This window comes from Actinomadura sp. NPDC048021, from assembly GCF_040653135.1.
GTDB classification, from domain to species: Bacteria; Actinomycetota; Actinomycetes; order Streptosporangiales; family Streptosporangiaceae; genus Spirillospora; species Spirillospora verrucosospora.
In genome coordinates this window covers 300,751-322,376 of record NZ_JBEZJQ010000002.1, presented here as the reverse complement: position 1 = coordinate 322,376, position 21,626 = coordinate 300,751, and the positions used below count along the sequence as shown (strand labels likewise).

The 21,626-nt window shown below is 74.5% G+C and carries 23 protein-coding genes; 6 read left to right on the top strand and 17 right to left on the bottom strand.

The genetic code is table 11. The features are described from left to right. Positions 1 to 109: 109 nt before the first annotated feature. Positions 110 to 754, bottom strand: coding sequence for a response regulator (locus tag AB0C87_RS04775; RefSeq protein ID WP_353835024.1), 645 nt, complete (start codon positions 752 to 754; stop codon positions 110 to 112). After that, complete coding sequence (locus AB0C87_RS04770) at positions 751 to 1,968, bottom strand: ATP-binding protein (protein ID WP_360576585.1); 1,218 nt, start codon at positions 1,966 to 1,968, stop codon at positions 751 to 753. The genes AB0C87_RS04775 and AB0C87_RS04770 overlap by 4 nt, the downstream gene beginning before the upstream one ends. Here AB0C87_RS04770 and AB0C87_RS04765 point away from each other — a divergent pair. Then, positions 1,957 to 3,849: a protein-arginine deiminase family protein gene (locus AB0C87_RS04765; protein WP_360576584.1), complete on the top strand. Its 1,893-nt coding sequence runs from the start codon at positions 1,957 to 1,959 to the stop codon at positions 3,847 to 3,849. The two genes, AB0C87_RS04770 and AB0C87_RS04765, sit on opposite strands and share 12 nt — an antisense overlap. A gap of 17 nt (positions 3,850 to 3,866) precedes the next feature. On the opposite strand, the gene AB0C87_RS04760 is transcribed toward AB0C87_RS04765, so the two are convergent. The 6 genes from AB0C87_RS04760 to AB0C87_RS04735 all read right to left on the bottom strand — a co-directional run bounded on the left by AB0C87_RS04760 (position 3,867) and on the right by AB0C87_RS04735 (position 8,249). Then, positions 3,867 to 4,553, bottom strand: coding sequence for a response regulator transcription factor (locus AB0C87_RS04760; RefSeq protein WP_345187682.1), 687 nt, complete (start codon positions 4,551 to 4,553; stop codon positions 3,867 to 3,869). Positions 4,554 to 4,651: 98 nt separating this feature from the next. After that, on the bottom strand, positions 4,652 to 5,146 hold the full coding sequence (locus AB0C87_RS04755) for a S26 family signal peptidase (protein WP_360576583.1): 495 nt from the start codon (positions 5,144 to 5,146) through the stop codon (positions 4,652 to 4,654). Next, positions 5,143 to 6,978 (bottom strand): ABC transporter ATP-binding protein, encoded by a 1,836-nt coding sequence (locus AB0C87_RS04750; protein WP_360576582.1) that lies wholly within the window; start codon positions 6,976 to 6,978, stop codon positions 5,143 to 5,145. The genes AB0C87_RS04755 and AB0C87_RS04750 overlap by 4 nt, the downstream gene beginning before the upstream one ends. Before the next feature lie 31 nt (positions 6,979 to 7,009). Then, entirely contained in the window at positions 7,010 to 7,522 is a 513-nt protein-coding gene (locus AB0C87_RS04745) for a TlpA disulfide reductase family protein (RefSeq protein WP_360576581.1), read from the bottom strand. Beyond that, positions 7,522 to 8,028, bottom strand: a complete 507-nt coding sequence (locus AB0C87_RS04740) for a MauE/DoxX family redox-associated membrane protein (RefSeq protein WP_345187672.1) — start codon at positions 8,026 to 8,028, stop codon at positions 7,522 to 7,524. The genes AB0C87_RS04745 and AB0C87_RS04740 overlap by 1 nt, the downstream gene beginning before the upstream one ends. 62 nt (positions 8,029 to 8,090) lie before the next feature. Further along, positions 8,091 to 8,249 (bottom strand): hypothetical protein, encoded by a 159-nt coding sequence (locus tag AB0C87_RS04735; protein WP_345187669.1) that lies wholly within the window; start codon positions 8,247 to 8,249, stop codon positions 8,091 to 8,093. 355 nt (positions 8,250 to 8,604) lie between these two features. Here AB0C87_RS04735 and AB0C87_RS04730 point away from each other — a divergent pair, with 355 nt between their 5' ends. Then, a complete protein-coding gene (locus AB0C87_RS04730) occupies positions 8,605 to 10,389 on the top strand; it encodes an alpha/beta hydrolase (protein WP_360576578.1) in 1,785 nt (594 codons plus the stop codon). Positions 10,390 to 10,447: 58 nt separating this feature from the next. Here the strand turns inward: AB0C87_RS04730 and AB0C87_RS04725 are convergent, their stop codons facing one another. Next, complete coding sequence (locus AB0C87_RS04725) at positions 10,448 to 10,651, bottom strand: hypothetical protein (protein WP_345187664.1); 204 nt, start codon at positions 10,649 to 10,651, stop codon at positions 10,448 to 10,450. A gap of 386 nt (positions 10,652 to 11,037) precedes the next feature. Beyond that, positions 11,038 to 12,372 carry a serine/threonine-protein kinase gene (locus tag AB0C87_RS04720; RefSeq protein ID WP_360576576.1) on the bottom strand — a complete coding sequence of 445 codons (1,335 nt, stop codon included), beginning with the start codon at positions 12,370 to 12,372 and terminating at the stop codon, positions 11,038 to 11,040. Between the two features lie 169 nt (positions 12,373 to 12,541). Here AB0C87_RS04720 and AB0C87_RS04715 point away from each other — a divergent pair, with 169 nt between their 5' ends. Both AB0C87_RS04715 and AB0C87_RS04710 read left to right on the top strand, forming a co-directional pair. After that, positions 12,542 to 13,192: a YoaK family protein gene (locus AB0C87_RS04715; protein ID WP_360576574.1), complete on the top strand. Its 651-nt coding sequence runs from the start codon at positions 12,542 to 12,544 to the stop codon at positions 13,190 to 13,192. A 47-nt stretch (positions 13,193 to 13,239) separates the two neighbouring features. Continuing rightward, positions 13,240 to 13,689 carry a hypothetical protein gene (locus AB0C87_RS04710; RefSeq protein ID WP_345187657.1) on the top strand — a complete coding sequence of 150 codons (450 nt, stop codon included), beginning with the start codon at positions 13,240 to 13,242 and terminating at the stop codon, positions 13,687 to 13,689. On the opposite strand, the gene AB0C87_RS04705 is transcribed toward AB0C87_RS04710, so the two are convergent. Further along, entirely contained in the window at positions 13,686 to 14,558 is an 873-nt protein-coding gene (locus AB0C87_RS04705) for a hypothetical protein (protein ID WP_360576572.1), read from the bottom strand. The genes AB0C87_RS04710 and AB0C87_RS04705 overlap by 4 nt on opposite strands. Next, complete coding sequence (locus AB0C87_RS04700; protein ID WP_353833390.1) at positions 14,555 to 14,944, bottom strand: carboxymuconolactone decarboxylase family protein; 390 nt, start codon at positions 14,942 to 14,944, stop codon at positions 14,555 to 14,557. Before AB0C87_RS04700 ends, AB0C87_RS04705 begins: the two co-directional genes overlap by 4 nt. Before the next feature lie 68 nt (positions 14,945 to 15,012). Here AB0C87_RS04700 and AB0C87_RS04695 point away from each other — a divergent pair, with 68 nt between their 5' ends. After that, entirely contained in the window at positions 15,013 to 15,585 is a 573-nt protein-coding gene (locus AB0C87_RS04695) for a CGNR zinc finger domain-containing protein (RefSeq protein WP_360576570.1), read from the top strand. Positions 15,586 to 15,695: 110 nt separating this feature from the next. After that, positions 15,696 to 16,502 (top strand): SDR family oxidoreductase, encoded by an 807-nt coding sequence (locus tag AB0C87_RS04690; RefSeq protein WP_345171726.1) that lies wholly within the window; start codon positions 15,696 to 15,698, stop codon positions 16,500 to 16,502. Positions 16,503 to 16,552: 50 nt separating this feature from the next. Here the strand turns inward: AB0C87_RS04690 and AB0C87_RS04685 are convergent, their stop codons facing one another. The 5 genes from AB0C87_RS04685 to AB0C87_RS04665 form a co-directional block, all read right to left on the bottom strand. Further along, positions 16,553 to 18,025 (bottom strand): DHA2 family efflux MFS transporter permease subunit, encoded by a 1,473-nt coding sequence (locus AB0C87_RS04685; RefSeq protein WP_360576567.1) that lies wholly within the window; start codon positions 18,023 to 18,025, stop codon positions 16,553 to 16,555. 1 nt (position 18,026) lies between these two features. After that, on the bottom strand, positions 18,027 to 18,599 hold the full coding sequence (locus AB0C87_RS04680) for an NAD(P)H-dependent oxidoreductase (RefSeq protein WP_345171722.1): 573 nt from the start codon (positions 18,597 to 18,599) through the stop codon (positions 18,027 to 18,029). Positions 18,600 to 18,689: 90 nt separating this feature from the next. Beyond that, the gene (locus AB0C87_RS04675) at positions 18,690 to 19,064 is read right to left on the bottom strand and encodes a MerR family transcriptional regulator (RefSeq protein WP_360576565.1); all 375 of its coding nucleotides are present in this window, start codon (positions 19,062 to 19,064) and stop codon (positions 18,690 to 18,692) included. 19 nt (positions 19,065 to 19,083) lie between these two features. Then, positions 19,084 to 20,106 (bottom strand): NADP-dependent oxidoreductase, encoded by a 1,023-nt coding sequence (locus AB0C87_RS04670; RefSeq protein WP_360576563.1) that lies wholly within the window; start codon positions 20,104 to 20,106, stop codon positions 19,084 to 19,086. Positions 20,107 to 20,187: 81 nt separating this feature from the next. Continuing rightward, the gene (locus AB0C87_RS04665; RefSeq protein ID WP_345171716.1) at positions 20,188 to 21,597 is read right to left on the bottom strand and encodes an MFS transporter; all 1,410 of its coding nucleotides are present in this window, start codon (positions 21,595 to 21,597) and stop codon (positions 20,188 to 20,190) included. Positions 21,598 to 21,626 lie beyond the last annotated feature (29 nt).

The window sequence follows — 21,626 nt, the reverse complement described above, 5'->3', positions numbered from 1 at the left end:
GCGTTCGAGCCGACCGGCCTGCCGGCTCACCGCCGCCAGGGCGATGGCGATCCGCTCGGCGGCGACACCGGACCCGCCCTCCTCGGCCCTCCGCTCCGCGAAGGGGCGGTCAGGGGTTGAGCCGGCCGGTCTGCCACGCCCAGGCGGCGATCTCGACCCTGTTGCGGACGCCCAGTTTGTGCTGGATGTTCGCGACGTGCGTCTTGGCGGTGCCGGGCGTGACGGACAGCTGGGCGGCGATCTCCGCGTTGGTGCGGCCCCGCGCGACCAGGATCGCGACCTCGGTCTCGCGGCCGGTGAGGCGCCCGTCGTCGGCGCGCGGGCGCGGCGGGGCGAAGCGGCGCAGCAGCCGGGTGGTGATCGAGGGGCTGATGAGCGCGTCCCCGGCGGCGGCCGCGCGGACGCCCTCCACGAGCAGCGCGGGGCCCGAGCGCTTCAGCAGGAATCCGCAGGCGCCGTCGCGCAGGGCGGTGTGCACGTACTCGTCGAGGTCGAAGGTGGTGACGACGACCACCCTGAGGGGATCGGGCACGCCGGGGCCGGCGAGCAGCCGGGTGACCTCCAGGCCGTCCATGCGAGGCATCCGGATGTCGGCGAGGACGACGTCGGGACGCAGCTCGCGGGCCAGTTCGACGGCCGTCACGCCGTCGGCCGCCTCTCCGACCACGCGCATGTCGGGCTGGGCGTCCAGGATGATGCGGTAGCCGCCGCGGACGTCGGCCTGGTCGTCGGCGATGACGATCCGAGTGGTCATCGCGTTGATCGTAGCGGGATCAGGGCGGCGACCCGCCAGCCTCGCTCGCCCGTGGGGCCGGCGTCGAAGTCGCCGCCGAGGGCCTCGACGCGCAGGGCGATCCCGGGCAGCCCGAGGCCGCCGCGGCGCCGCTCGCGCAGCGGCCTCGCACGGCTCCCGCGGCCGTCGTCGGTGACGGCGACGCGCAGGGCGGAACCGGTCGCGGTGACGGCGACGTCGACCGCCGTGGCGTCCGAAGCGTGCCGGCGGACGTTCGTCAGGGCCTCGACGACCAGCCTGTACACCGTCGCCGACACCTCGGGAGGCGGGGTGCCGGCGTCCAGCGCCAGCCGGACCCGGGCCCTGCTCGACTCGCCGAAGCGGTCCACGAGTGCGGGCAGCTCGTCGAGGCTGTGCGGCCCGTCCCGGGGGCCTTCGTCGTGGAGCATGTGGACGGTGCGGTCCAGCGAGGCCATGGCGCGCGCTCCGGCCGCCTCGATCCGCCTGAGTGCCTCCGCGGGGTCGCCGCCGATCTGGGCGGCCTGCGCCTGGACGATCATCCCGCCGACCTCGTGGGCGACGAAGTCGTGCAGGTCGCGTGCCAGGTCGAGGCGCTGCTCGCGGCGCGCCTCGGCCACTGACCGGGACCGCCGCGCGTTCAGGAACCGCAGGTACGCCCCGGCGCTCGCGGCGACCGCCGCGCCGAGCCCGCAGATCAGGCAACCGAGCAGCGCCCCGCGCGCGCTGGCGGGCGGGACGACGTGCAGCGTCAGCCGGAGCGGAAGCGCGGTCGCCGCGGCGGCGGCCGCCGCGCCCGCGATCGCGGCGGGACGGGCCTCCGCGCGCCGCACCACCAGGTGGAGGAGGACCAGGGCGGCGGCGGTCTCGGCCGCCCACCAGCCGGCCGTCCGGTTGTCGGCCGGGCCCCGGTAGAGCAGGGTCGCGGCCAGCGAGCCGGCCGCGGCCGTGCCGGCGATCGCGCCCGGCCGGGCGGCCGGGAAGGCGAGCATCAGGACCAGGGCGGCGCCGGTCAGCCAGGCCGAGAACGTGATCAGCGGACCCGCGCCCGGCGTGCCCGCGGCGGCGGCCGCCGCCGTCGCGGCGATCGCCGCTCCGGCCGCGCGGGCCCGCGGGCGGCTCTGCCGAACGGCCGAGGCGCACGCCAGGAAGATCTGCCGAACGGCCGATGCCCGGGCGGGGGTCCCATCGCGAGGCTCGTCCTCATGAACGATCACAAGCGAATCGTACGAACCGGGCTGGCCGCGGCCGCCGTGGCCTGCCTCGCGGGGTGCGGTCCGACGGCCGAGGCCGCGCCGGCGGGCGCGGCGTCCGCGAGGGCGCTGCTGCGCGCCGACGCCGATCGCGACGGGCGGCTGTCGGCCGCCGACGACGCCCGGCGCGGCGCGTGGACCGCCGCCCGGGGGGCGATCATGCTGCCGAACCTGGACGACGACGCCTCCCGCTGTCCTGCGGCGGGCCCCGGTGGGAAGCGGCTGACCGATGCGGCGCTGGCGGCGTGCGACGACGCGGCGGACGCGGTGGTGAACGGTGCGGCCGACGCCGCCGACCTGGCGCCGCTGGAGATTCCGGCGATGGCGGGCGCGTCCGGTTCCGCGCGGGCGACGCTGCGCGCCGACGCCCGCTCGGCGGACAAGGTGCGGATCTTCGTCCGCCGCGGCGGGCGGCTGACGGCACTCGGCGCGGACGGCGGGATCCGCCCCGGCGAGCTGCGCCGCGGGGTGCGGCTCGCCGTCGAGGCGCGCGACGTCGTCCGCGACCCGGCCGCCTGGTCCGGCTTCAGCGACCTCACGCTGACGGTCACCGACGGCGGCCGGACCCGGGCCGACACGGTCCGGCTGCGCGTGGCGCCGGTTCTCTTCCAGCACGACCTCCTGCCGCTGGACCGCGCGGTCGTGGCGAACCCCAAGGCTCCCGTGACGCTCGAAAAGGGAACAGCGCCCGACAAGCCCGTCAAGGGGCAGGAGGCGTACCGGCGCGACCTGCGGCACGGCCTGGACGCCGAGGGCCTGCGCGCACCGTTCATCGAGTCGCCGGCGGGGGGCGACCAGTGGATGGGCGACATGTTCAAGGCCGGCTACGCGTCCATGCCGGGCCCGGACGGCAAGGAGCACCACATCGTGGTCAACCTCAGGTCGCCCGCCGTGACCCCTCACTTCCCGGCCCGCGACCGCCCGCTGCGGGACGCGTCCCGGCCGGTGTTCACCTTGATGCGCGGGCCGGGCGTCGCGGGCCTCCAGGAGTTCGACGCGACGGCGGTCGACCGGCCCGACGACAACCTGTACTACGGATCGGCCAGTTCGAGCGGCAACTTCGGGACGATCCCGCCGTACGGCGATTACCGGACCGGGCGGATCGTGTACGGAGGCGAGGGCAGGTTCGCGCCCGACGCGACGTTCACCCGGATGCTGGAGGCCCAGGGCTACCAGGACCCGATCGCCATCGACACGAGCTGGCTCGGGGTGGGCCACATCGACGAGTTCTTCCACTTCGTGCCCCGGCGCGGCGGCAAGGGCTGGGCCATGGTCGTCGCGGACCCGCGGATGGGCATGGACCTCCTGACGAAGGTCGCCCGCAGCGGTGGCGGCGGGCAGCGGCTGGTCGAGGGCGTCGCCCCGTCCGACACGCAGTTCCCGGGCCTCACGGTCGCCCAAGCCCTCGCCAAGCCCGAACTGGTGAACGGCACCCGCATCGCGACGGCGGGCGTCGACCGCGCGCTGCGGCAGTTCCGCGAGAAGGCCGGGATCACCGAACGGGACGTGATCCGCGTTCCGGCGCTGTTCACGCAGCTCGGCCTGCCCGACGGCTATCCGCGCAAGGACCTGACCGTCACGTACCTGCCGGACGCCGCCAACGGCATCAGCACCGGCACCGGCGGTTATCTCGCCCCGGCCCAGCACGGGCCGCGGCAGGGCGGGCAGGACGTGTTCCAGCGGGAGACCGAGCAGGCGCTGCGCGGAGCCGGCGTGCGCGTCCACTGGATCGAGGACTGGGACTACTCCCACTACGTCGGCACGGCCGGCGGCGACATCCACTGCGTCACCAACGTGCAGCGCAATCTGAGCGGCACCACGTCCTGGTGGCGCCCCGCCCGATGAGCCCCGGGGGTGGGCGTCTATTCGTTCAGGCCGTCGGGGCCGGCGGCGGTGTCGATCCGGTAGCCGACGCCGGGCACCGTGGCGATGAGCCATGGTTCGCCGAGGCGTTTGCGCAGGGCGGAGACGGTGATGCGGACGGCGTTGGTGAACGGGTCGGCGTTGGCGTCCCAGGCCCGTTCCAGGAGCTCCTCGGCGCTGACGACACCGCCCTCGGCGGCGGCGAGGACTTCGAGGACGGCGAACTGCTTGCGGGTGAGGGCGACGTAGCGCCCGTCGCGGAAGACCTCCCGGCGGAAGGGGTCCAGCCGCAGGCCCGCGATCTCGTGGACCGGGGGGCGGGCGTGCGCGCGCCTGCGGTCCAGCGCGCGCAGCCGCATGACGAGCTCCCGGAGCTCGAACGGTTTGGTGAGGTAGTCGTCGGCGCCGAGCTCGAACCCCGAGGCTTTGTCGTCGATGCGGTCGGCGGCGGTGAGCATGAGGATCGGGATGCCGCTGCCGGAGGCGACGATCCGCCGGGCGACCTCGTCGCCGGAGGGGCCGGGGATGTCGCGGTCCAGGACCGCGAGGTCGTAGGAGTTCACGCCGAGCAGTTCCAGGGCGGAGTCGCCGTCCCCGGCGATGTCGGCGGCGATCGCCTCCAGCCGCAGCCCGTCGCGGACGGCTTCGGCCAGGTAGGGCTCGTCCTCCACGATCAGCACGCGCATACCCGAAGACTAGGCGGCGCGGCATATCGCCGGCATATGCAACTCGCGCGTCCACGCCGGTCGTGCGGGAGGCCGTCCGGAGTGGGGAGGCCGCGCGGTCAGGGCGTGGGGAGCCTGCGGACGGCCACGCCGATGAACTGATCGGCGCGGACGAACCCGTAGTCGCGAGAATCCCAGCTGGTGGCCAGGTTGTCGCCCAGCACGACGAGGGCGCCCGGCGGGACGGTCTCCTCCCGCGCCTCCCGCAAGGACGGCACCCGGTCCACCGGCACGGGATCGCCGGCCACGGCGATCGCCCGCTTGACGAGCAGGAGCCCGTCCGGGTGGTCCCGCACGACCGGAACCTCCTCGTCCGGGGCGGGGCCGGGCTCGTCCGGGGGCGGCGCGTCCAGCGTCGGCGGCCGGATCCGCACCACCACGATCTGGCCCGCGCGCACCCGCCGGGTCCGGCGGACGAGGAGCCGGTCGCCGGAGTGGAGCGCCGGCTCCATGCTGGGCCCGTCGACAGTGGTGACCAGGTACCGCAGGCGCACCCACACGGTGAGGGCGCCGACCGCCAGGAGCACGCCCGCCGTGGCGGCGAGCCACGTCACGCGAGGTCCTCGGAGGGCTGCGGGGTCTCCTGGTATCCGGCCGCCTGGAGGCGGAACAGGCGGGCGTAGCGTCCGTCCGCCGCCATCAGCGACTCGTGGGTGCCGAGCTCGGCCACGCGGCCCTCGTCGAGGATCGCGATGAGGCCGGCGTCCCGGACGGCGCTGAGCCGGTGCGAGATCAGCAGGCTGGTCCGGCCGGACCGGTGGAGGCGCATCTGGGCGTGGACCTCGTGCTCGGCCTCGGGGTCGAGGCCGGAGCTGGGCTCGTCCAGGATCATCAGGTCCCGGCCGTCGCGGACGAAGGCGCGGGCCAGCGCGAGGCGCTGCCACTGGCCGCCGGACAGCACCACCCCGGTGCCGGCGTCCTCCTTGTCGGCCTCCGAGAAGAACATCCGGGTCAGCAGGGTGTCGTAGCCGTTCGGCAGCCCGGCGAGCTTGTCGTGGACGCCCGCCCTGGCGGCCGCGTCCTGGACCGCCTCCGGCCGGTCGAGCGTCCGGAGGTCGCCGACCGCGATGTTCTCCCTCGCGGTCATGTCGTAGTTCATGTGGTCCTGGAACACCGCGCTGATGCGCTCGCGCAGCGCGTGCGGCGGGATGTCGCGCAGGTCGACGCCGTCCCACAGGATCCGCCCGCGGGTCGGGTCGTACATGCGGCAGAGCAGCTTGACCAGGGTGCTCTTGCCCGCGCCGTTCAGGCCGACCAGCGCGACGGCCCGGCCGTGCGGGATCGTCAGGTCGACGCCGCACAGGACCCACGGATGGTCGTCGCTGTACCGGAACCACACGTCCTGGAACTCGACGCCCCGCCGCAGCGCCGGGGCGTCGCCCGTGGCGGCGCTCGGCAGGTCCGGCTCCGCGCGGGTCACCGCGACGTAGTGCGTGAACACGAGCAGGCGGCCGTGGGCGGTGGCGATCGAGGACGTCAGCAGGCTCAGGGCGGTCTGCACGCCGGCGACCGCGGCGACGAACATCGTGACGTCCCCGGCGCTGAGCGTCCCGTGCCGCGCCGCCGCGATCGCCCACCACAGGCCGCCGCCCGCCACCGCGCCGCTCAGCGCGGTCAGGCCGCCCTGGACGGCCAGCTCGCGCCGGCTCATCCGCTGCTCGGCCCGGTTGCCGCGTACGCGTTCGGACATCATCCGGGCGCGCAGGAAGGCGCCGATGCCGAACAGCCGGATCTCGGTGGCCGCCTCCACGTCCGTCAGCAGGCCGCTGTAGAAGTACTCGCGGCGGTGGGTCCGCTCGGTCGCCCACTGCATGGCCGCCCGGCTCCGCGACAGCAGGAGCTCGGCGACCAGCGCCGGGACGGCGGACAGCAGCACCAGCCCCGTCATCGACGGGCTGATCACCAGCAGCGAGACGAGGAAGCCGGCGAGGGACAGCGCGCCGCGGGCGGTGCCGCAGACGGCGTCGACCAGGAATCCCGCGCTGGCGGACGCCTCCTGCGCCAGGCGCAGCCGGTCGAGGAAGACGGGGTCCTCGAACCGCCGCAGCCCGACCTGGCGTTCCGTCGCGGCGAACAGCCGGTCGGTCGCGAGGACTCCGGCGGCCCGGCCGGCCTGGTCGCGCAGGTACGTGCCGATCCCGGGCAGGGCGGCGGCGGCCAGCCCGGCGGCCACCAGGGCGGCGGCCGGGCCCGCGACCGGGTCCTGCGTCATCGTCAGCCGGTCGAGCACCGTCTTCATCAGCCAGGCGGTCGCGATCGGCGCGGCGGCCTCGGCGAGGGTGACCAGCAGGTAGCCGGACACGCCGCCGGGCGCCGACCGCCAGATGAGGGCGGCCGCCTCGGTCCCGGCGGCGGCCAGTCCGCGGACGTGGGCGCGGCCCCTCATGCGCCCGGCCCCCGGCCCGCGCCCGGCGTCTTCACGCCGGGGATTCGATGGGCAGGTCCTCCAGGCGCCCGCCCGCGGCCACCACGCGCTGCCCGCCGTCGACGATGTAGAGCGCCGGCGTCCAGGTGTTCTGGAAGGCGTTGCTCACGGCGCCGTCGTGCTCCTCGACGACGACGCGGACCGCCGGCGACAGGACCGCGACCAGCTCGGGGTCGTCACCGGACACCACCGCGAGCCGGGGCAGGCCCGTCGCGAGTCCCGCGAAGCGCGGAGCCAGCTCGTGGCAGGGCGGGCAGTTCGCGGAGAAGAAGCCGACAAGGCCGAGGAGGTCCGCCTGGGTGACCGGCTCGCCCTCGGTGGTCGTCGCGTTGAAGTCGCCGATCTGCGAGCCGGGGCCGAGCGCCATCGGCGGGCCCCCGTGCTCCCCGTGGCCCAGTTGCGCGGCGTCGTGCCCGCGCAGCCTGCGGATCAGGGCGAGGGTGAGGACGAGGTTGAAGGCGGACAGCAGCCCGACGAGGACGACGGCGGCGGTGAGGTAGGGCATCAGGGGTTCCTCGCGAACAGCTCGACGATGTCGTCGAGGGAGACGATCAGCACCGCTCCGGCCAGCCCGGCCGCGGCGGCCACCGCGACTCCGCCCGCGGGCGGCAGGTCCCCGGGGGACAGGGCGCCGAGCACGGCGCAGGTGAGGAGCACTCCGTTGCGGGCGAGATGGCGCGGGCCGAGCGGAGCGCTGGACGGGCCGAAGCAGCGGCAGGCGGTGCGGCGTCCGCGCCGGAGCGCCGCCGCGACGGCCGCGGTGAAGGCGGCCAGCAGCACGGCGGCGAGCCCGAAGCCGAAGGGGGCGGTCACCGGCGCGACCAGCAGCGGCGGCACCAGCGCCTCGAGCGCGGTGGTGGCGATCGCCAGTAGCCGGGCGCGGCCGGGCCACGCGGGCACCAGCGCGGGGACGGACCTGGCGAAGCCGTCGAGGTCGCGGAGTTTGGACACGGCCGACACGGCGAAGACCAGACCGACCAAGCAGGCGCAGCCGATCCGCACGAGTTCCATCCGCACTCCTCAGGAGCACCCGCGGGCAGCGTCGCGCCGCCGCCCGCGGGGGAGTTCCACGGTCAGCCGCAGGCGCCGATCACGTAGTGGCGGCACTGGCCGTCGCAGCAGACCTTCTTGTAGTAGATGGTCTGCGAGCAGTAGTAGTACGTCTTGCAGGCGGCGGACGCGGTGGCCTTGGGGGCCACGCGCGCCAGCAGGCGGTCGACGAGACGGCTCATGCTTGTCTCCTCTCCCCGGCCGTTGCGGCCGTGGGCGGTGATCATGATTCGGACCAACCGGATTACAGCACACCGAGCGCCGCGATTCCGCCAAAAATGATCATTTCTCTCGCTGGCGTGTTCGGCCTGGCCAGGCGAGGGGGCCGGCGGGATCCGCCGGTGTTCCGCCGCGCCGTGCGGTCCGCCCTCGGGGATGAGCGTCAATCCGTCCGCGGGGTGATCTTCCGGAGCGGAGACCCGGTCCGGCGGTGGATCACGGGGACAAGTGGCGCATTCGAGAATCAGTGGACCAATCCGTGCAACTGCGCGGGAGAGGCATCGATCCCCACAGATCGACCCCCACGAAGGGAACCTCATGCGTCTCGGACACAGGATTCTCGCGACGGGCGTAGCCGGCGCGGTGCTCCTGCCGGCTTTAACGGCCACCGCCTTGGCCGCCCCGGGCGACACGACGAGCCCCGTCGAGAAGGCGCGCGTCGACCGCGTGCCCACCCCGAAGCTCGCCTGGTACAAGTGCTACGACTACGCGGAATGCGCGACCGTCCGGCTGCCCTTGGACTACGACGATCCCAAGGGCGCGACGACCGAGATCGCGCTGCTGAAGGTGAAGGCGCGCAACGCCAAGAAGCGGATCGGAAGCCTCTTCGTCAACCCGGGCGGGCCCGGCGGCCAGGGCACCGCGATCGCGTACCAGTCGCCCTACTTCCTCGGCGCTGACGTCCTCGACCGCTTCGACGTCGTCGGCTTCGACCCGCGCGGCATCGGCTTCAGCTCCAACGTCGCCTGCTTCAAGTCCACCAGGGACCAGACGCTCGCGCTGGCGGGGATGGGCATCGCGTTCCCGGTCGGCGCGAAGCAGGAGGCGGCCTACGTCAAGTCGGCCAAGGCGGTCGGCAAGGGCTGCTCGACGACCGGGAAGAAGCTGGCGGGTGCGATGTCGACCGCCGAGGCGGCGCGCGACATGGACGTCCTGCGCCGCGCGGTCGGCGACAAGAAGCTGTCCTACCTGGGCTTCAGCTACGGCACGGCGCTCGGCCAGTACTACGCGAACATGTTCCCCGACCGGCTGCGCGCCGTGGTCGTGGACGGGGTCATCAACCCCGTCTCCTGGGTCGGCACCCCCAAGACCGCGAACCGGATACTGGACGACCGGCTGCGGTCCGCCGACGGCGCCTACAAGGCGCTGCGGGAGATCCTCGTCCGCTGCGGCAAGGCGGGCAAGGCGAAGTGCCAGTTCGCGCAGTTCGGGGACCCCGTCAAGAACTTCGACGTCCTCGCCAAGCGGCTGAGGGCGAAGCCCGCCGACGTCGAAGGCGAGAAGGTCACCTACGCCGACTTCGTCGGCGCGGCCCTCGGCTGGCTGTACGACCCGGGAGGCTACGAGGTCATCGACGCCATGGCCACCGACCTGTGGAAGGCGACCTCGCCCGCGTCGTCGGCGGCGCAGGCCGCCAAGGCGCGCAAGGCCCTCGCCGCCCGCATCGCGGAGCGCCGGGCCGAGGTCGCGCGGCAGAAGGAGGCGGCGGAGAAGGTCTCGGCCAAGGACTTCCCCTACGACAACGGCCTTGAGGCGTTCAGCGGGGTCACCTGCACCGACGGCCTGCACCCGAAGAAGGCGGGGAGCTGGCCGGCGCTGACGGCGGCGTCCGACAAGAGGGCCCCCTACTTCGGGCGCGCGTGGGGCTGGAGCAGCGTCCAGTGCGCCCGTGACGCCTGGAAGGTCCGCGACGAGGACGCCTACACGGGGCCCTTCAACCGGCGGACGAACGCTCCCGTCCTGTTCGTGGGCAACTACTACGACCCGGCCACGAACTACAACGACGCCGTCTCGTCCAGCAAGCTGCTGCCCAACAGCCGCCTGCTGTCCAGCAACAGCTGGGGACACACCGCCTACGGCACTTCGGAGTGCGTGACGAAGGCGGTCGACGGCTACCTCGTCGGCGGGAAGCTGCCGCCCGCGGGCAAGGTGTGCGTCGGCGACACCCAGCCGTTCGCCGACGGCTCCGAATCGGCGCCCCAGACCAGGGGCCCGGCGGACGCGAGCGCGATGGCGCCCCAGGCGGCCGCCACCGGCAACGGCACGAAGCTGCCGCCGGTGGCCACGCGGGTCCCCACGTCCATCCTGCTCGGAACCCGCTGACCTGAACACCCCTGCCGGGCGGGCCGTGTGACGGCCCGCCCGGTGCGCGCTTCGCCGATCAGCCGACGCGCAGCGAACGGAGCAGCGTGTTGACGTCCGGCCAGAGCCGCTTGTGGGACGCGGGCACGTCCAGCCACTCGAACGAGGGCCGCGGCCGCCCGGTGTCGACCACCACGACGGTGGACAGGTCCATCGTCGAGCTGACGCCCTCCTTCCGGAAGTGCATCTCGCGGACGATCACCCAGCCCTTCCGGCCGCTCACGTTCAGGGGCTGGGACGCGACGTCGCGGCCGGTCGTGGTCTCGGTGAAGGTCTTGTTCTGACTACCCGGTCACCTCCGGATCCGTCCGCCGGCTCGGGCCCCAGGCGCCGCCCAACGCGGCGTACGACAGGCGTGCGTCGCCATCGCCGACCCGTCCGAGGACCGGTGACCCGGGCCCCTTGTAGCGCGGGACCCGCACGACCTTGGTCAGCCGCACCTCGCCTTTGGGGAGCTGCGGCGTGGTCAGGGCGGGAAACCTTCGCGCCCGGCACGGGCCTGTCTCGGCCGGCGATCCACGATGGGTCTCAGCGCCCCGCCCACGTGCCCGACTCGATCAGCGATGACCGATTATGCCCGGCCCGTGCTCTCGGGCTCCCGCCGCCGTGTCAGCCGACCTCGAGTTGCAGGACGACGTCCTGCATCGGGTCGCCGACCGCGATGACCCGCACGTTGGAGATCCTGGGGGCGGTGTTGGTGGTGACCGCCATCGTCCAGACCGCCTGGTTCGCGGACGCGACGGGCGGGCCGACGCTGGAGACGGAGCGGACCCTCGCCAGCCAGTGGGCGGCGACCTGGACGGTCGATGCGAGAGTCGATGGGGAACCGGCGCAGAATTGCGGGCAACCGGAGTAGACGAGGCGGACCCGGTCCGCGTCGACCTTCTGCTCCTTCTTCAGAGTGAATCCGGAAGGCGCCCCGATGGTGGCCGCGTCTTTCTTGTTGGCCGCGTAGGCGGAGTCTCCTCGCAGTGCGTAAGTGAGACCCGTGCCCGCGACGGCGAGCACCGCGAAAAGCGCCACCGCGATCAGGACCGTGCGTTTGGGGTGGCCGGGCGCCGGTGGCAGAGGCCTGGTGGGAGGGGCCGCCGGGGACGGGGGCGCCTCCGCGGCCGGGCGAGGCGGGGCGGAGGCGACGCGGCTCAGCATGGCCCGGAGAGCGGCGGTGTCCGGACGCCCGGCGGGGTCCTTGTCGAGCAGCCGCTCCACGACGGGCTGGAGCGGCCCCGCGTTGCTCATCGGGGAAGGGGCCTCCGTGGCGATGGCCACCAGGACGGCGCCGGTGGCGGAGCCGGCGAAGGGCGGACGGCCCTCGACCGCGTTGTACAGCGTCGCACCGAGCGCCCACAGATCCGTGGCGGCGGTGGCGGGCTGCCCGCGGACCTGCTCGGGCGCCATGAACGCCGGCGTGCCCAGCAGCGCGCCCGAACGGGTGAGCGCGGTCTCGCCCTCCACCGCGGCGATCCCGAAGTCGGTCAGCAGGGCCCGTTCGCCCTCCAGCAGGACGTTGGCGGGCTTGAGGTCGCGGTGGACGATCCCGGCCCGGTGCGCCGCCGCCAGAGCGTCGAGGATCTGGAGACCGAGCGCCGCCGCGCGATCCGGCGCCAGCGTGCCCTCCCGCGCGAGGAGATCGGCCAGGGAGCGCCCCGGCACGAGCTCCATGATGATCCACGGCTGGCCGTCCTCGGAGACCACCAGGTCGTGGACCGTGACGATGCCGGGGTGGCGCAGCCGGGCGGCCGCGCGCGCCTCGCGGTCCAGCCGCGCCGTCCAGGACGCCCGCTGCTCGGAGTCCAGTTCGGGGGGCAGCCGCAGCTGCTTGGCGGCCACCTCCCGTCCGAGCCGCGTGTCATGGACGCGCCAGACCGTGCCCATGCCGCCCTTGCCCAGCGGTTCGATCAGCCGGTACCGGTCCAGCAACACCCGTCCGAGATCATCAGCCACGGCAGGACCGTACTCCGGATGGCGGCGTGCTCTCCATGCCCGCTCTTGACCGGCATGAGAGGACGCCCGCGCCCCGTTCCTTTCCGTGACACGCCCCGGGTGGCTCGCGGGGTGCCGGCGCGAGGGTTGCGAGAATGCGTGCGTGCCTGAACCCCGAGGTCAAGGGCCCTTGCCGTCCTTGCTCGCGCTGCTCACGATCATGACCGGGCTGGTGGACTCGGTCAGTTTCCTGGAGCTCGGCAACGTCTTCGTCGCGAACATGACCGGGAACATCATCTTTCTCGGGCTGGGGCTGGGCGGCAGCGGGACGGAGATCATGCTGGCCGCGCTGTCGACGGGGTTCTTCTGCGCCGGCGCGGTCGTGGGCGGTCGCGTCGCCTTCCCCCGGCCGGCGCACCGGGGCCGGCTGCTGGGCGCGGCCACGGCGGTGCAGGCGGTCGCGCTCGCCGCCGCCGCGGTGATCGTGGCGAACCTCGGTCACCGCTCCGGCTCCGGCCGCCTCGCGACGATCGCCGTCCTGGCCATCTCGATGGGCTGGCAGTACGCGATCGTCCGGCGGCTGGAGGTGCCCGACCTCAGGACGGTCGTGGTCACCACGACCCTCACCGCGCTGGTCGGCGAGCGCGGGCAGCACGGTGCGGCCCTCGCGCGCAGGGGCCTCTCGATCGCGGCTCTGCTGCTGGGCGCGGCCATCGGCGCCCTGCTCATTCGGCACGTCTCGGTGTCGGCCCCCCTGTGGTGCGCGGCCGTCCTGCTGGTGGTCGTCGCCGTCGCGTCCTTCCTCGCCGCGCGGCGGCCGGACGCCCGGAACTGGGCCTGACCGGCGGGGCCAGGTGGGAGGACGCGGATGCTGGGTAGCGCGACCGCATGGACAGAATCACGCGCGGGCTGACCGCCGGGGCGGCCGGGACCACCGCTCTTAACATGGTGACCTATCTCGATATGGCGGTTCGGGGACGGCCCGCCAGCAGCACGCCGGAGAAGAGCGTGGAGAAGCTGGCCGACGTCGTCGGGTTCGCTCTGGGCGAGGGCGAGGAGGCCGAGAACCGCAAGGCCGGGCTCGGGCCGATGCTCGGCTTCGGCACCGGACTCGGCGCTGGGCTGCTCTACGGCCTGCTCGCCGGACGCCGGCGCTTCCCCCGGCCGGCCGGGACCGCCGTGCTGACGGCGCTGGCGATGGCCGGGTCGACCGCCCCGATGACCGTTCTCGGCCTGACCGACCCCAGGAAGTGGTCGGCGTCGGACTGGGCGTCCGACGTCGTGCCCCACCTGGCGTACGGCGCGGTGGCCGCCCTCGTCTACGAGGCTCTGAACTAGGGCCAGGGCGCGGCGAACGCCCTGGCCGGGTTCGTGACGAAGATGGCCGTCGCCGCCTCGCGGCCCAGTTGCCGCTCGACGCGCGGGCGCAGGGCGCGGAGCGTGTGGGGGACGCCCAGTTCCGCGCGTGCGCTCGCCGTCGTCGTGTCGCCTCCGAGCAGGAGCCGGTCGGTGTGCCCCGCTTCGGCGAGCGCGGCGAGCGACTCGAACAGGTGCCAGTCGGTGGCGTGGTGGGCGCGGGACGGGCCGTCGAACGCCAGGTAGGCGCCCGATTCGGCGGCGCGGCGGTGGACCCATGGGTCGGGAGAGCGGTTGAGGTGGCCGAGGATCACCCGGTCCGGCGGCACGCCGAGGGCGCCGCAGAGCAGGTCGAGGACGTCGAGGGCCGAGGTCCCCTGCTCCAGGTGGACGCCGATGGGGGCGCCGGTCGCGTTCGACGCCTCGGCCGCCGCGGTCATGACGCGCCGGGCGCGGGCGTCCAGGCCGTGAAAGGCCGTGGCGACCTTGATCATGCCCGCCCGGCCGCGGGTCAGCTCGTCGACGAAGAGGTCGGCGGGCCGGACGCTCTCCAGCGGGTCGGCGTCGTAGTGGGCGGCCTGGTGCAGGCCGGTGGCGGCGATGACGTGGACGCCCGTGGCGCGGGAGACGTCCGCGAGGTCGTCGATGCGGCGTCCCATCCCGTGGGGGGTCCACTGGGCGACCGCCCCGCCGCCGAGGCGGGCGAAGGCGCGGAGCTGGGCGGCGGCCGCGGCGGGGTCGTCGAGTTCCTCGCCCGGCAGCCGGGGCGAGCGGATGAAGAGGTGGTCGTGGGCGTCGCACACGCCGAGGTCGCCGGGGGCGATGTCGCCGAGGACCGTCCTGATCCTCACAGTTCCGCCGCCGCCACGCGCAGGCCGGCCAGGGTCTTCGGGACGCCGATGTAGGGCGCGAGGTGGACGAGCGCCTCGACGATCTCCTCGCGGGCCATGCCGAGCCGCAGGCAGGTCCGCACATGCCCGGCGAGCTGCGGATCCACGCCGCCCATCGCGGTGAGGGCGGCGAGGTTGAGCAGCTGCCGGTCGCGCAGCGACAGGCCGTCGCGCTGGTAGGTGCCGCCGAACAGGCTCGTGACGATCCAGTCGGGGAAGCCCGGCGCGAGGTCGTCGAGGCCGGGGAGGGCGGCGTTCTGGGTGGCCTCGTCCTGGAGGACGTCCAGCAGCCGGTAGGCCGCGTCGCGGTCGGGGCGGCTGGGGGTGAGGTGCTCGGCGAGCGACATGGGATCTCCTCTGTAACGCTTGGGTCGTTACAGTAGCACCGTAACGGGTCGAGCGTTACTCTTGAGGCATGAAGGGTGATCCGTCGGCGTTCCGGCTCGACTGCGGTGCGACCTGGCTGAACCTGCTCGCCACGCGCGGCCGCGCCTTCGGCGCGCGGTCGGTCGAGCGCCTTCCCGATCCTGGCCGGTTCGCCGAGTGGCTGGACCTGTGCGAACTCGCCCCGGTCCGGCCGCCCGACCTGGACGATCTGGACCGGGCGCTCCTCCTGCGCGAGCTGCTCCGTCCCATCGCCCTCGCGACTGTGGACGGGCGCCCGCCGGACGAGGACGACGTGCGGAGCCTCGCCGGCTACCTCGCGGAGGAGGACCCGGTCGCCCTCTCGGTCGACGGGCGGATCACCAGGTCCGCGCCCCCGACCGCGGGGGCGGCGCTGGGGCGCATCGCGCGGCAGGCCGTCGACCACCTGACCGGCCCCGGACGGAGCGATCTCAAGGTCTGCCCCGAGGACGACTGCCGCGGTGTCTTCGTCGACACGGCCGGCCGCCGGCGCTGGTGCCCGTCCCCTGCCTGCGCGAGCCGCGGCCGGGTGCGCGCCCTGCGCGCGCGCCGCGCGGCCGAGGCGAAGACCCGGAACGCCTAGTCCCCGGGCGGCGAGCACGCGCACTCCGGTGCAACCGCTGGGGACGGGGTGGGGTTCAGAGGGCGAGGCGCGTCCGGGATGGGCGCGCCCGCCTTATGAGAGGGGAACCCATGGACCTGAGGCTCGACGGGCGCGTCGCGATCGTCACCGGGGCGTCGAAGGGGATCGGGGCGGCCGTCACGCGCACCCTGCTGGACGAGGGCGCCCGCGTGGTCGCCGTGTCCCGCAAGCCGGGCGGGGAGCTGGACGCGCTCGCCGGGCCGAACCTGCTGCACGTGCCCGCCGACCTGATGGACGCCGACGCTCCGGCGCAGGTCGTGGCGCGGGCGGTCGAGGAGTTCGGCCGGCTCGACATCCTGGTCAACAACGCGGGCGGTCCGCCGCCCGGCGCGACGCTGCCCCGGTTCGGTTTCCTGACCCCGTCGGACGACGACTGGCGCGAGATGTTCGAGTTCAACCTGTTCGCGGTGGTCCGTGCGGTGCGGGCGGCGATGCCGCACCTGCTGGAGAGCGACGCGGCGTCGATCGTGAACGTCTCGTCGGGGAACGGGCGGCGTCCCGGGCCGATGAACTACGACTACAACGCGGCGAAGGCGGCGCTGAACAACCTGACGAAGGGGCTGTCGGAGGAGTTCGCGCCGCAGGGCGTCCGGGTGAACTCGGTGTCGCCGGGCCCGGTCCGGACGCCGTGGTGGACGGACGAGGGCGGCGCCGCCGACATCATCGCCGGGGCCATGGGCTCCGACCGCGACGCGGTGCTGGACGGCGGCGCGGCCCAGATGATGAGCCTCACGACCGGCCGTCTGGCCGCGCCGCAGGAGGTCGCGGACGTGGTCGTGCTGCTGGCCTCGCCGCGCTCGGCGAGCACGACCGGGGCCGACTTCGCCGTTGACTCCGGCTTCCTCAAGGAGGTCTGAGCCCGGCCGGAGGAGCGCCGCCCCCGGCCGGAGGGCCGGGGGCCGGCGCGTCACCCGGCTGGGCGGCGCGGCAGCAGCAGGGCCGGGACCAGGGCGAGGGCCAGCATGCCCGCCGCGAGCAGGTAGGTGTGCTGGAACGCCTCCGCCAGCGGCCCGGCCACCGCCCGGCGCCCGTCCGGGCCCAGCCGGTGGACGGCCTGGAGCGCGCCGTCCCGCTCGTCCGGCACCAGGCCGCGCATCAGCGACGACAGCAGGACCGACGCCGTCGCCGTCCCGATCGCGGCCGACATCGTGTTGATCAGGTTGACCGTCGCGCTGGCCGCCGGGGCCCGGTCGCGGGCCATGCCGCGGGTCGCCGCCGTCATCGCGGGCATCATCGTCGCGCCGCCGCCCGCGCCCATCAGCAGCATCGTGGCGCACAGCCCCCAGTAGGGCGCGTCCGCGTCGAGCTGCACGGTGAACAGCCCGAACCCGATGAGGGCCGTCGCGACCGACACCGGGACGAGCCGCCCGGGCGGCACCCGGTCGGCGATCCGGCCCGCGACCTGCATCGCCGTCCCGGAACCGAGCGCGAACGGGATGCCGAGCACCCCCGCCATCGTCGCGCTCTCGCCCCGCACGACCTGCAGGTACAGCGGGAGCAGCAGCATCGAGCCGAAGTAGCCGAACGCGAACAGGGTCAGCGTGCCGGTCGCGGCGGCGAACGTCCGGTCCCGGAAGGCGCGCAGGTCGATCAGCGGATGCCGGGCCGTCAGCGCCCGGACGACGAACGCGGCGATCAGCACCCCGCCCGCGGCCATCGGCGCCACGACGCCGGGCGAGCCGAACGCGCCGCGGTCGCCGCCCGTCGTCACGCCGTACAGCACGGCGGCGATGCCGGGCGAGAGCGTCAGCAGGCCGGGGATGTCCAGCGGCTTCGCCTCCGCCGGGGCGTCGCGCGGGAAGAGCCGCGCCGCCAGCGCCACCACGGCCGCCGCGACGGGCAGGTTCACGAAGAACATCCACCGCCACGACACCTCGTCGATCAGCCAGCCGCCGAGGACGGGCCCGGCGAGCGGGCCGACGAGGATCGAGAGGCCGAGGGTGCTCATCAGCCGACCGAGCCGCTCGGGCCCGGCGGCGCGCAGCAGGATCGTCATGCCGACCGGCATCACCAGCCCGCCGCTGAACCCCTGCACGACCCGGAACGCGATCAGCGACTCGATGTTCCACGCCAGCCCGGCGAGCAGCGACCCGGCCCCGAACGCCGCGATCGCGCCCAGGTACAGCCGGCGGGCGCCGAACCGCCCGACCGCCCAGGCGCTGGACGGGATCACCGCGCCGAGCGCCAGCGAGTACCCGGTCGCCACCCACTGGATCGTGCCGAGGGGCGCGCGGAACTCCTGCGACAGCCGGTCGACGGCGACGTTCACGACCGTGGTGTCCAGCGTGATCATGATGGTGCCGAGGACGAGGACCAGCACGACCGCCATCGGGTCCGGCGCCGTCCGGCCCCGCGGCGGGGCCTCGGCCGTCGCGGTCACCTCAGCCTCCGTACGGGCGGGCGGCCCGGGCGTCGCGCAGCGCGTGCCCCCACCAGGCGAGCTGGTCGAGCATCCCCTTGACCGCGCCGGACGCCCCCTCGGGGTCGTTCGGCAGACCGTCGTTCCCGAACCAGTTCCACGGGTGGTGGAAGCTGACGGTGTCGCGGACCGTCACGGCGTGCAGTTCGGCGAAGACGCCCCGCAGGTGCTCGACGGACCGCAGCCCGCCGGCCAGCCCGCCGTACGAGACGAACGCGACGGGCTTGGCCCGCCACTCGTGGAAGTGGGTGTCGATCAGGTTCTTCAGCGTGCCGGGGAAGCTGTGGTTGTACTCGCAGGTCACCACGACGTAGGCGTCGGCCTCGTGCAGCGTCCGGGTCACGCGGGCGAATCCCTCGGACGGCGGCGCCCCCAGCGCGGCGGGCGGCGGCTCGTCCGCGACGTCGACCACGTCGACGGTGAGGTCGTCGCGCTCCCCGGCCCGCTCGGCGAACCAGGTGCCCACGGTCGGCCCGAACCGTCCCTCGCGCGTGCTCCCGATGATGATCGCGACGCGCAGCGGTTCCTCGGTCATACGGTCTCTCCCTCGAAGTCGCGGCTTGGTGACGCGATCGAAGCTACGGAGACCGCCACCGGGGGCTCATCCGTCAGATGACTGGGGGCCCTACCTGTCCGCGGGTTCGCCGATCCGGGCGGCGAGCGCGTCGCGCAGCTCCGTCAGCCGGGCGATCTCGGCGTCGAGGGCGGCGAGCCGGCGCCGGGCGACCCCGGTGCTCGTCGTGCAGCCGGGGCCGCCGAAGGGCGGGAGCGCGTCGCCGTCCAGGAGGTCGAGCCGGTCGGCGCAGCCGCGGATGTCCTCGACGGTCAGCCCGAGGGACAGCAGGCGGCGGATGGTCAGCACCCGGGCCACCTCGCGGGGCCCGTACCGCCGCTGCCCGCCGGAGGTGCGGGACGGCGGCGGCAGGAGGCCGCGCTGCTCGTAGAACCGCAGGGCCCGCGGGGTGGTCCCCGCCGCCGCGGCGGCGTCGCCGATCCGCATGTGGTCTCCTCCCGGAACGTCACAGCTCGACGATGACGGCTCCCAGATGCCGTCCGCTGATCAGTTCGTGCAACGCCCGCGGGGCGTGCTCGATGCCCGCGACGCGCACGTGCGGGAAGGCGATGTCGCCGGACCGCAGCCAGGCGCCGAAGCGCTCGGCCCACTCCGGACGCTCCCCGGTGTCGTCCAGCCCGCCGAAACCGCGCATCTCGATGCGCTTGGCGATGAGCTGGAACGTGTCGACCTCGACCGGGGCCGTGGTGCCGGCGCGGTCCGGCGCGAGCTGCCCGGCCAGCGTCCCGACCAGGACGAACCGCGCACCGGGCCTGGCGACGGTGATCGCGGCCCGGAGCTGCTCGCCGCCCACGTTGTCCACGAGGACGTCGATTCCGCCGGGTGCGGCCTCGGCCAGCTGCTCGGCGATGGGCCGCCCGCCCCGGATCACGGCGGCGTCGTAGCCCAGCTCGGACACCAGGCGGGCGGCCTTGCTCGGCGAACCCGTGCTGCCGATCACCCGGGCCGCGCCGAGCAGCCGGGCGATCTGGCCGGCCAGCGAGCCGACCCCGCCCGCGGCGCCGGAGACGAACACGGTGTCGCCGGGACGGACGCGGGCGTCCCGGGTCAGCGCCGTGTACGCGACGTCCGCCTGGCCGAGGTGCGCGGCCGGGTCGGGCAGCGTGCCGTCGAGCGGCGTGCACTGGCCGGCGGGCACGACGGCGTACTCGCGCCAGCCCAGCCAGTGCCGGACCAGGTCGCCGGGACGGAGCCCGGTGCCGCCGGGCGCCGAGACGACCTCGCCGATCGCCGCCCCGAACAGGGGGTCGCCCGGGTGCAGCGGCGGGAAGGGGGTGCCCTTCACGCCGCCGCCGATCAGGGTCCGCAGCGCCGGGAAGACCTGGAAGCAGCGGTTGCGGACCAGCACCTCCCCGTCGGCCGGCGCCGGCACGGGGACGTCCACGACGCTGAAATGCTCCGGCCCGGGCAGCCCGTCGGGAACGGCGGCGAGCTGGACCACGCGCGAGGTGCGGGGCGAAGACGGCATCGGGACACTCCTCAGGGACTGGAGTCCGGGATCAGGCCCGGACGCGGGCCAAGAAGCTAACCCTTGACCCGCGCGTCAGGGTCAAGCGTCCACCGGTCCCGGTTCGGCCGGGCGGCGCGGACGGGGCGGTGTCAGGACGCCGGCCGCGAGGGTCGCGACGGCGGCGGTGACGGCGGCGAGGACGAAGCCGTCCGTGAAGCCGTCGAGGGTGTCGCCGGTGAGGCTCGCGGCCGCGACGCTGGAGATGACGGCGGCCCCGACCGAGGCCCCGAACTCGTGGAACGTGCTGACGATCCCGGACGCGATGCCGGCCTCGTGCGGCGCGACCTGGCCGAGGGCCGTCGCGGAGGCGACGACGAACATCGCCCCGGTCCCCGCACCCGCGACCGCGGTGCCGATCACGACGGTCACGGGGTGGAGGGAGAAGGCGGGGAGGGCCATGCCCGCCGCGGTTATGACGAGCCCGGCCACGGCGAGCCGCCGCGGACCCGCCGCGGCGATCAACCGGCCGGTGAGGTTGGCGCCGGTCATCGTCGCGACCGCGATGGGCAGGAACAGCAGGCCGGTGCGCAGCGCGCCGTAGTCCCGGGCGTGCTGGAAGTAGAACGTGCCGAGGAAGAACATCGCGATCATCAGGGCGGTCGCCATCACGATCAGGAACGTGCCGGTGGCGACCGGCCGGCGCACCAGCAGCGCGACGTCCATCATGGGCGAGCGGGCGGTCTTCTGCCGGGCGGCGAACGCGAGGTAGCCGAGCACGGCGAGCAGCGCCGGCCACCCGGTGCCGGGGCTGAGCCAGCCGTCGTCCCCGGCGCGGATGAACGCGTAGATCAGCGCGCCGGACGCGGCGGTGACGAGCAGCGCGCCGAGGACGTCGAGGCGGGGGCGGGGCGCGGCCGGCCGGTGGCGCGGCAGCATCCGGGCGAGCGCGGCGAAGATCACCAGTCCGATGGGGACGTTGACGAAGAACACCCAGGGCCAGCCGGGACCGGCGGTCAGCGCTCCTCCCAGCAGGACGCCGAGGGCGGCCCCGCCGCCGCCCAGCGCCGACCAGACGCCGAGCGCCTTGTTCCGCTCGTCGTCCTGGAACAGGGTGACGACGAGGGAGAGGGCCGACGGCGACAGCAGCGCCGCCCCCACGCCCTGGGCCACGCGCCCGCCCAGCAGCAGGGCGGACGACCCGGCCAGGCCGGTGACCAGCGACGCGGCCGTGAAGACCAGCAGTCCGGCCAGGACGACGCGCCGGGCCCCGAACAGGTCGGCGGCCCGCCCTCCGAGCAGCATGAGGCCGCCGAACGCCAGGGTGTAGGCGCTGACCGTCCAGGTCACGGCCTGGCGGCCGAGGTCCAGGTCGGCCTCCATGTGCGGCAGCGCGATCGCGACGACCGTCACGTCGAGGATCAGCATCAGCTGGGCCACGCCGAGGAATCCCAGGACGCGCCAGCGCAGCGGATGGGGCGGCGCGGCCGGGGGGTGGACGTCTTCTGCCATGACGACTCCTTAACTCGTACAGCTTCATA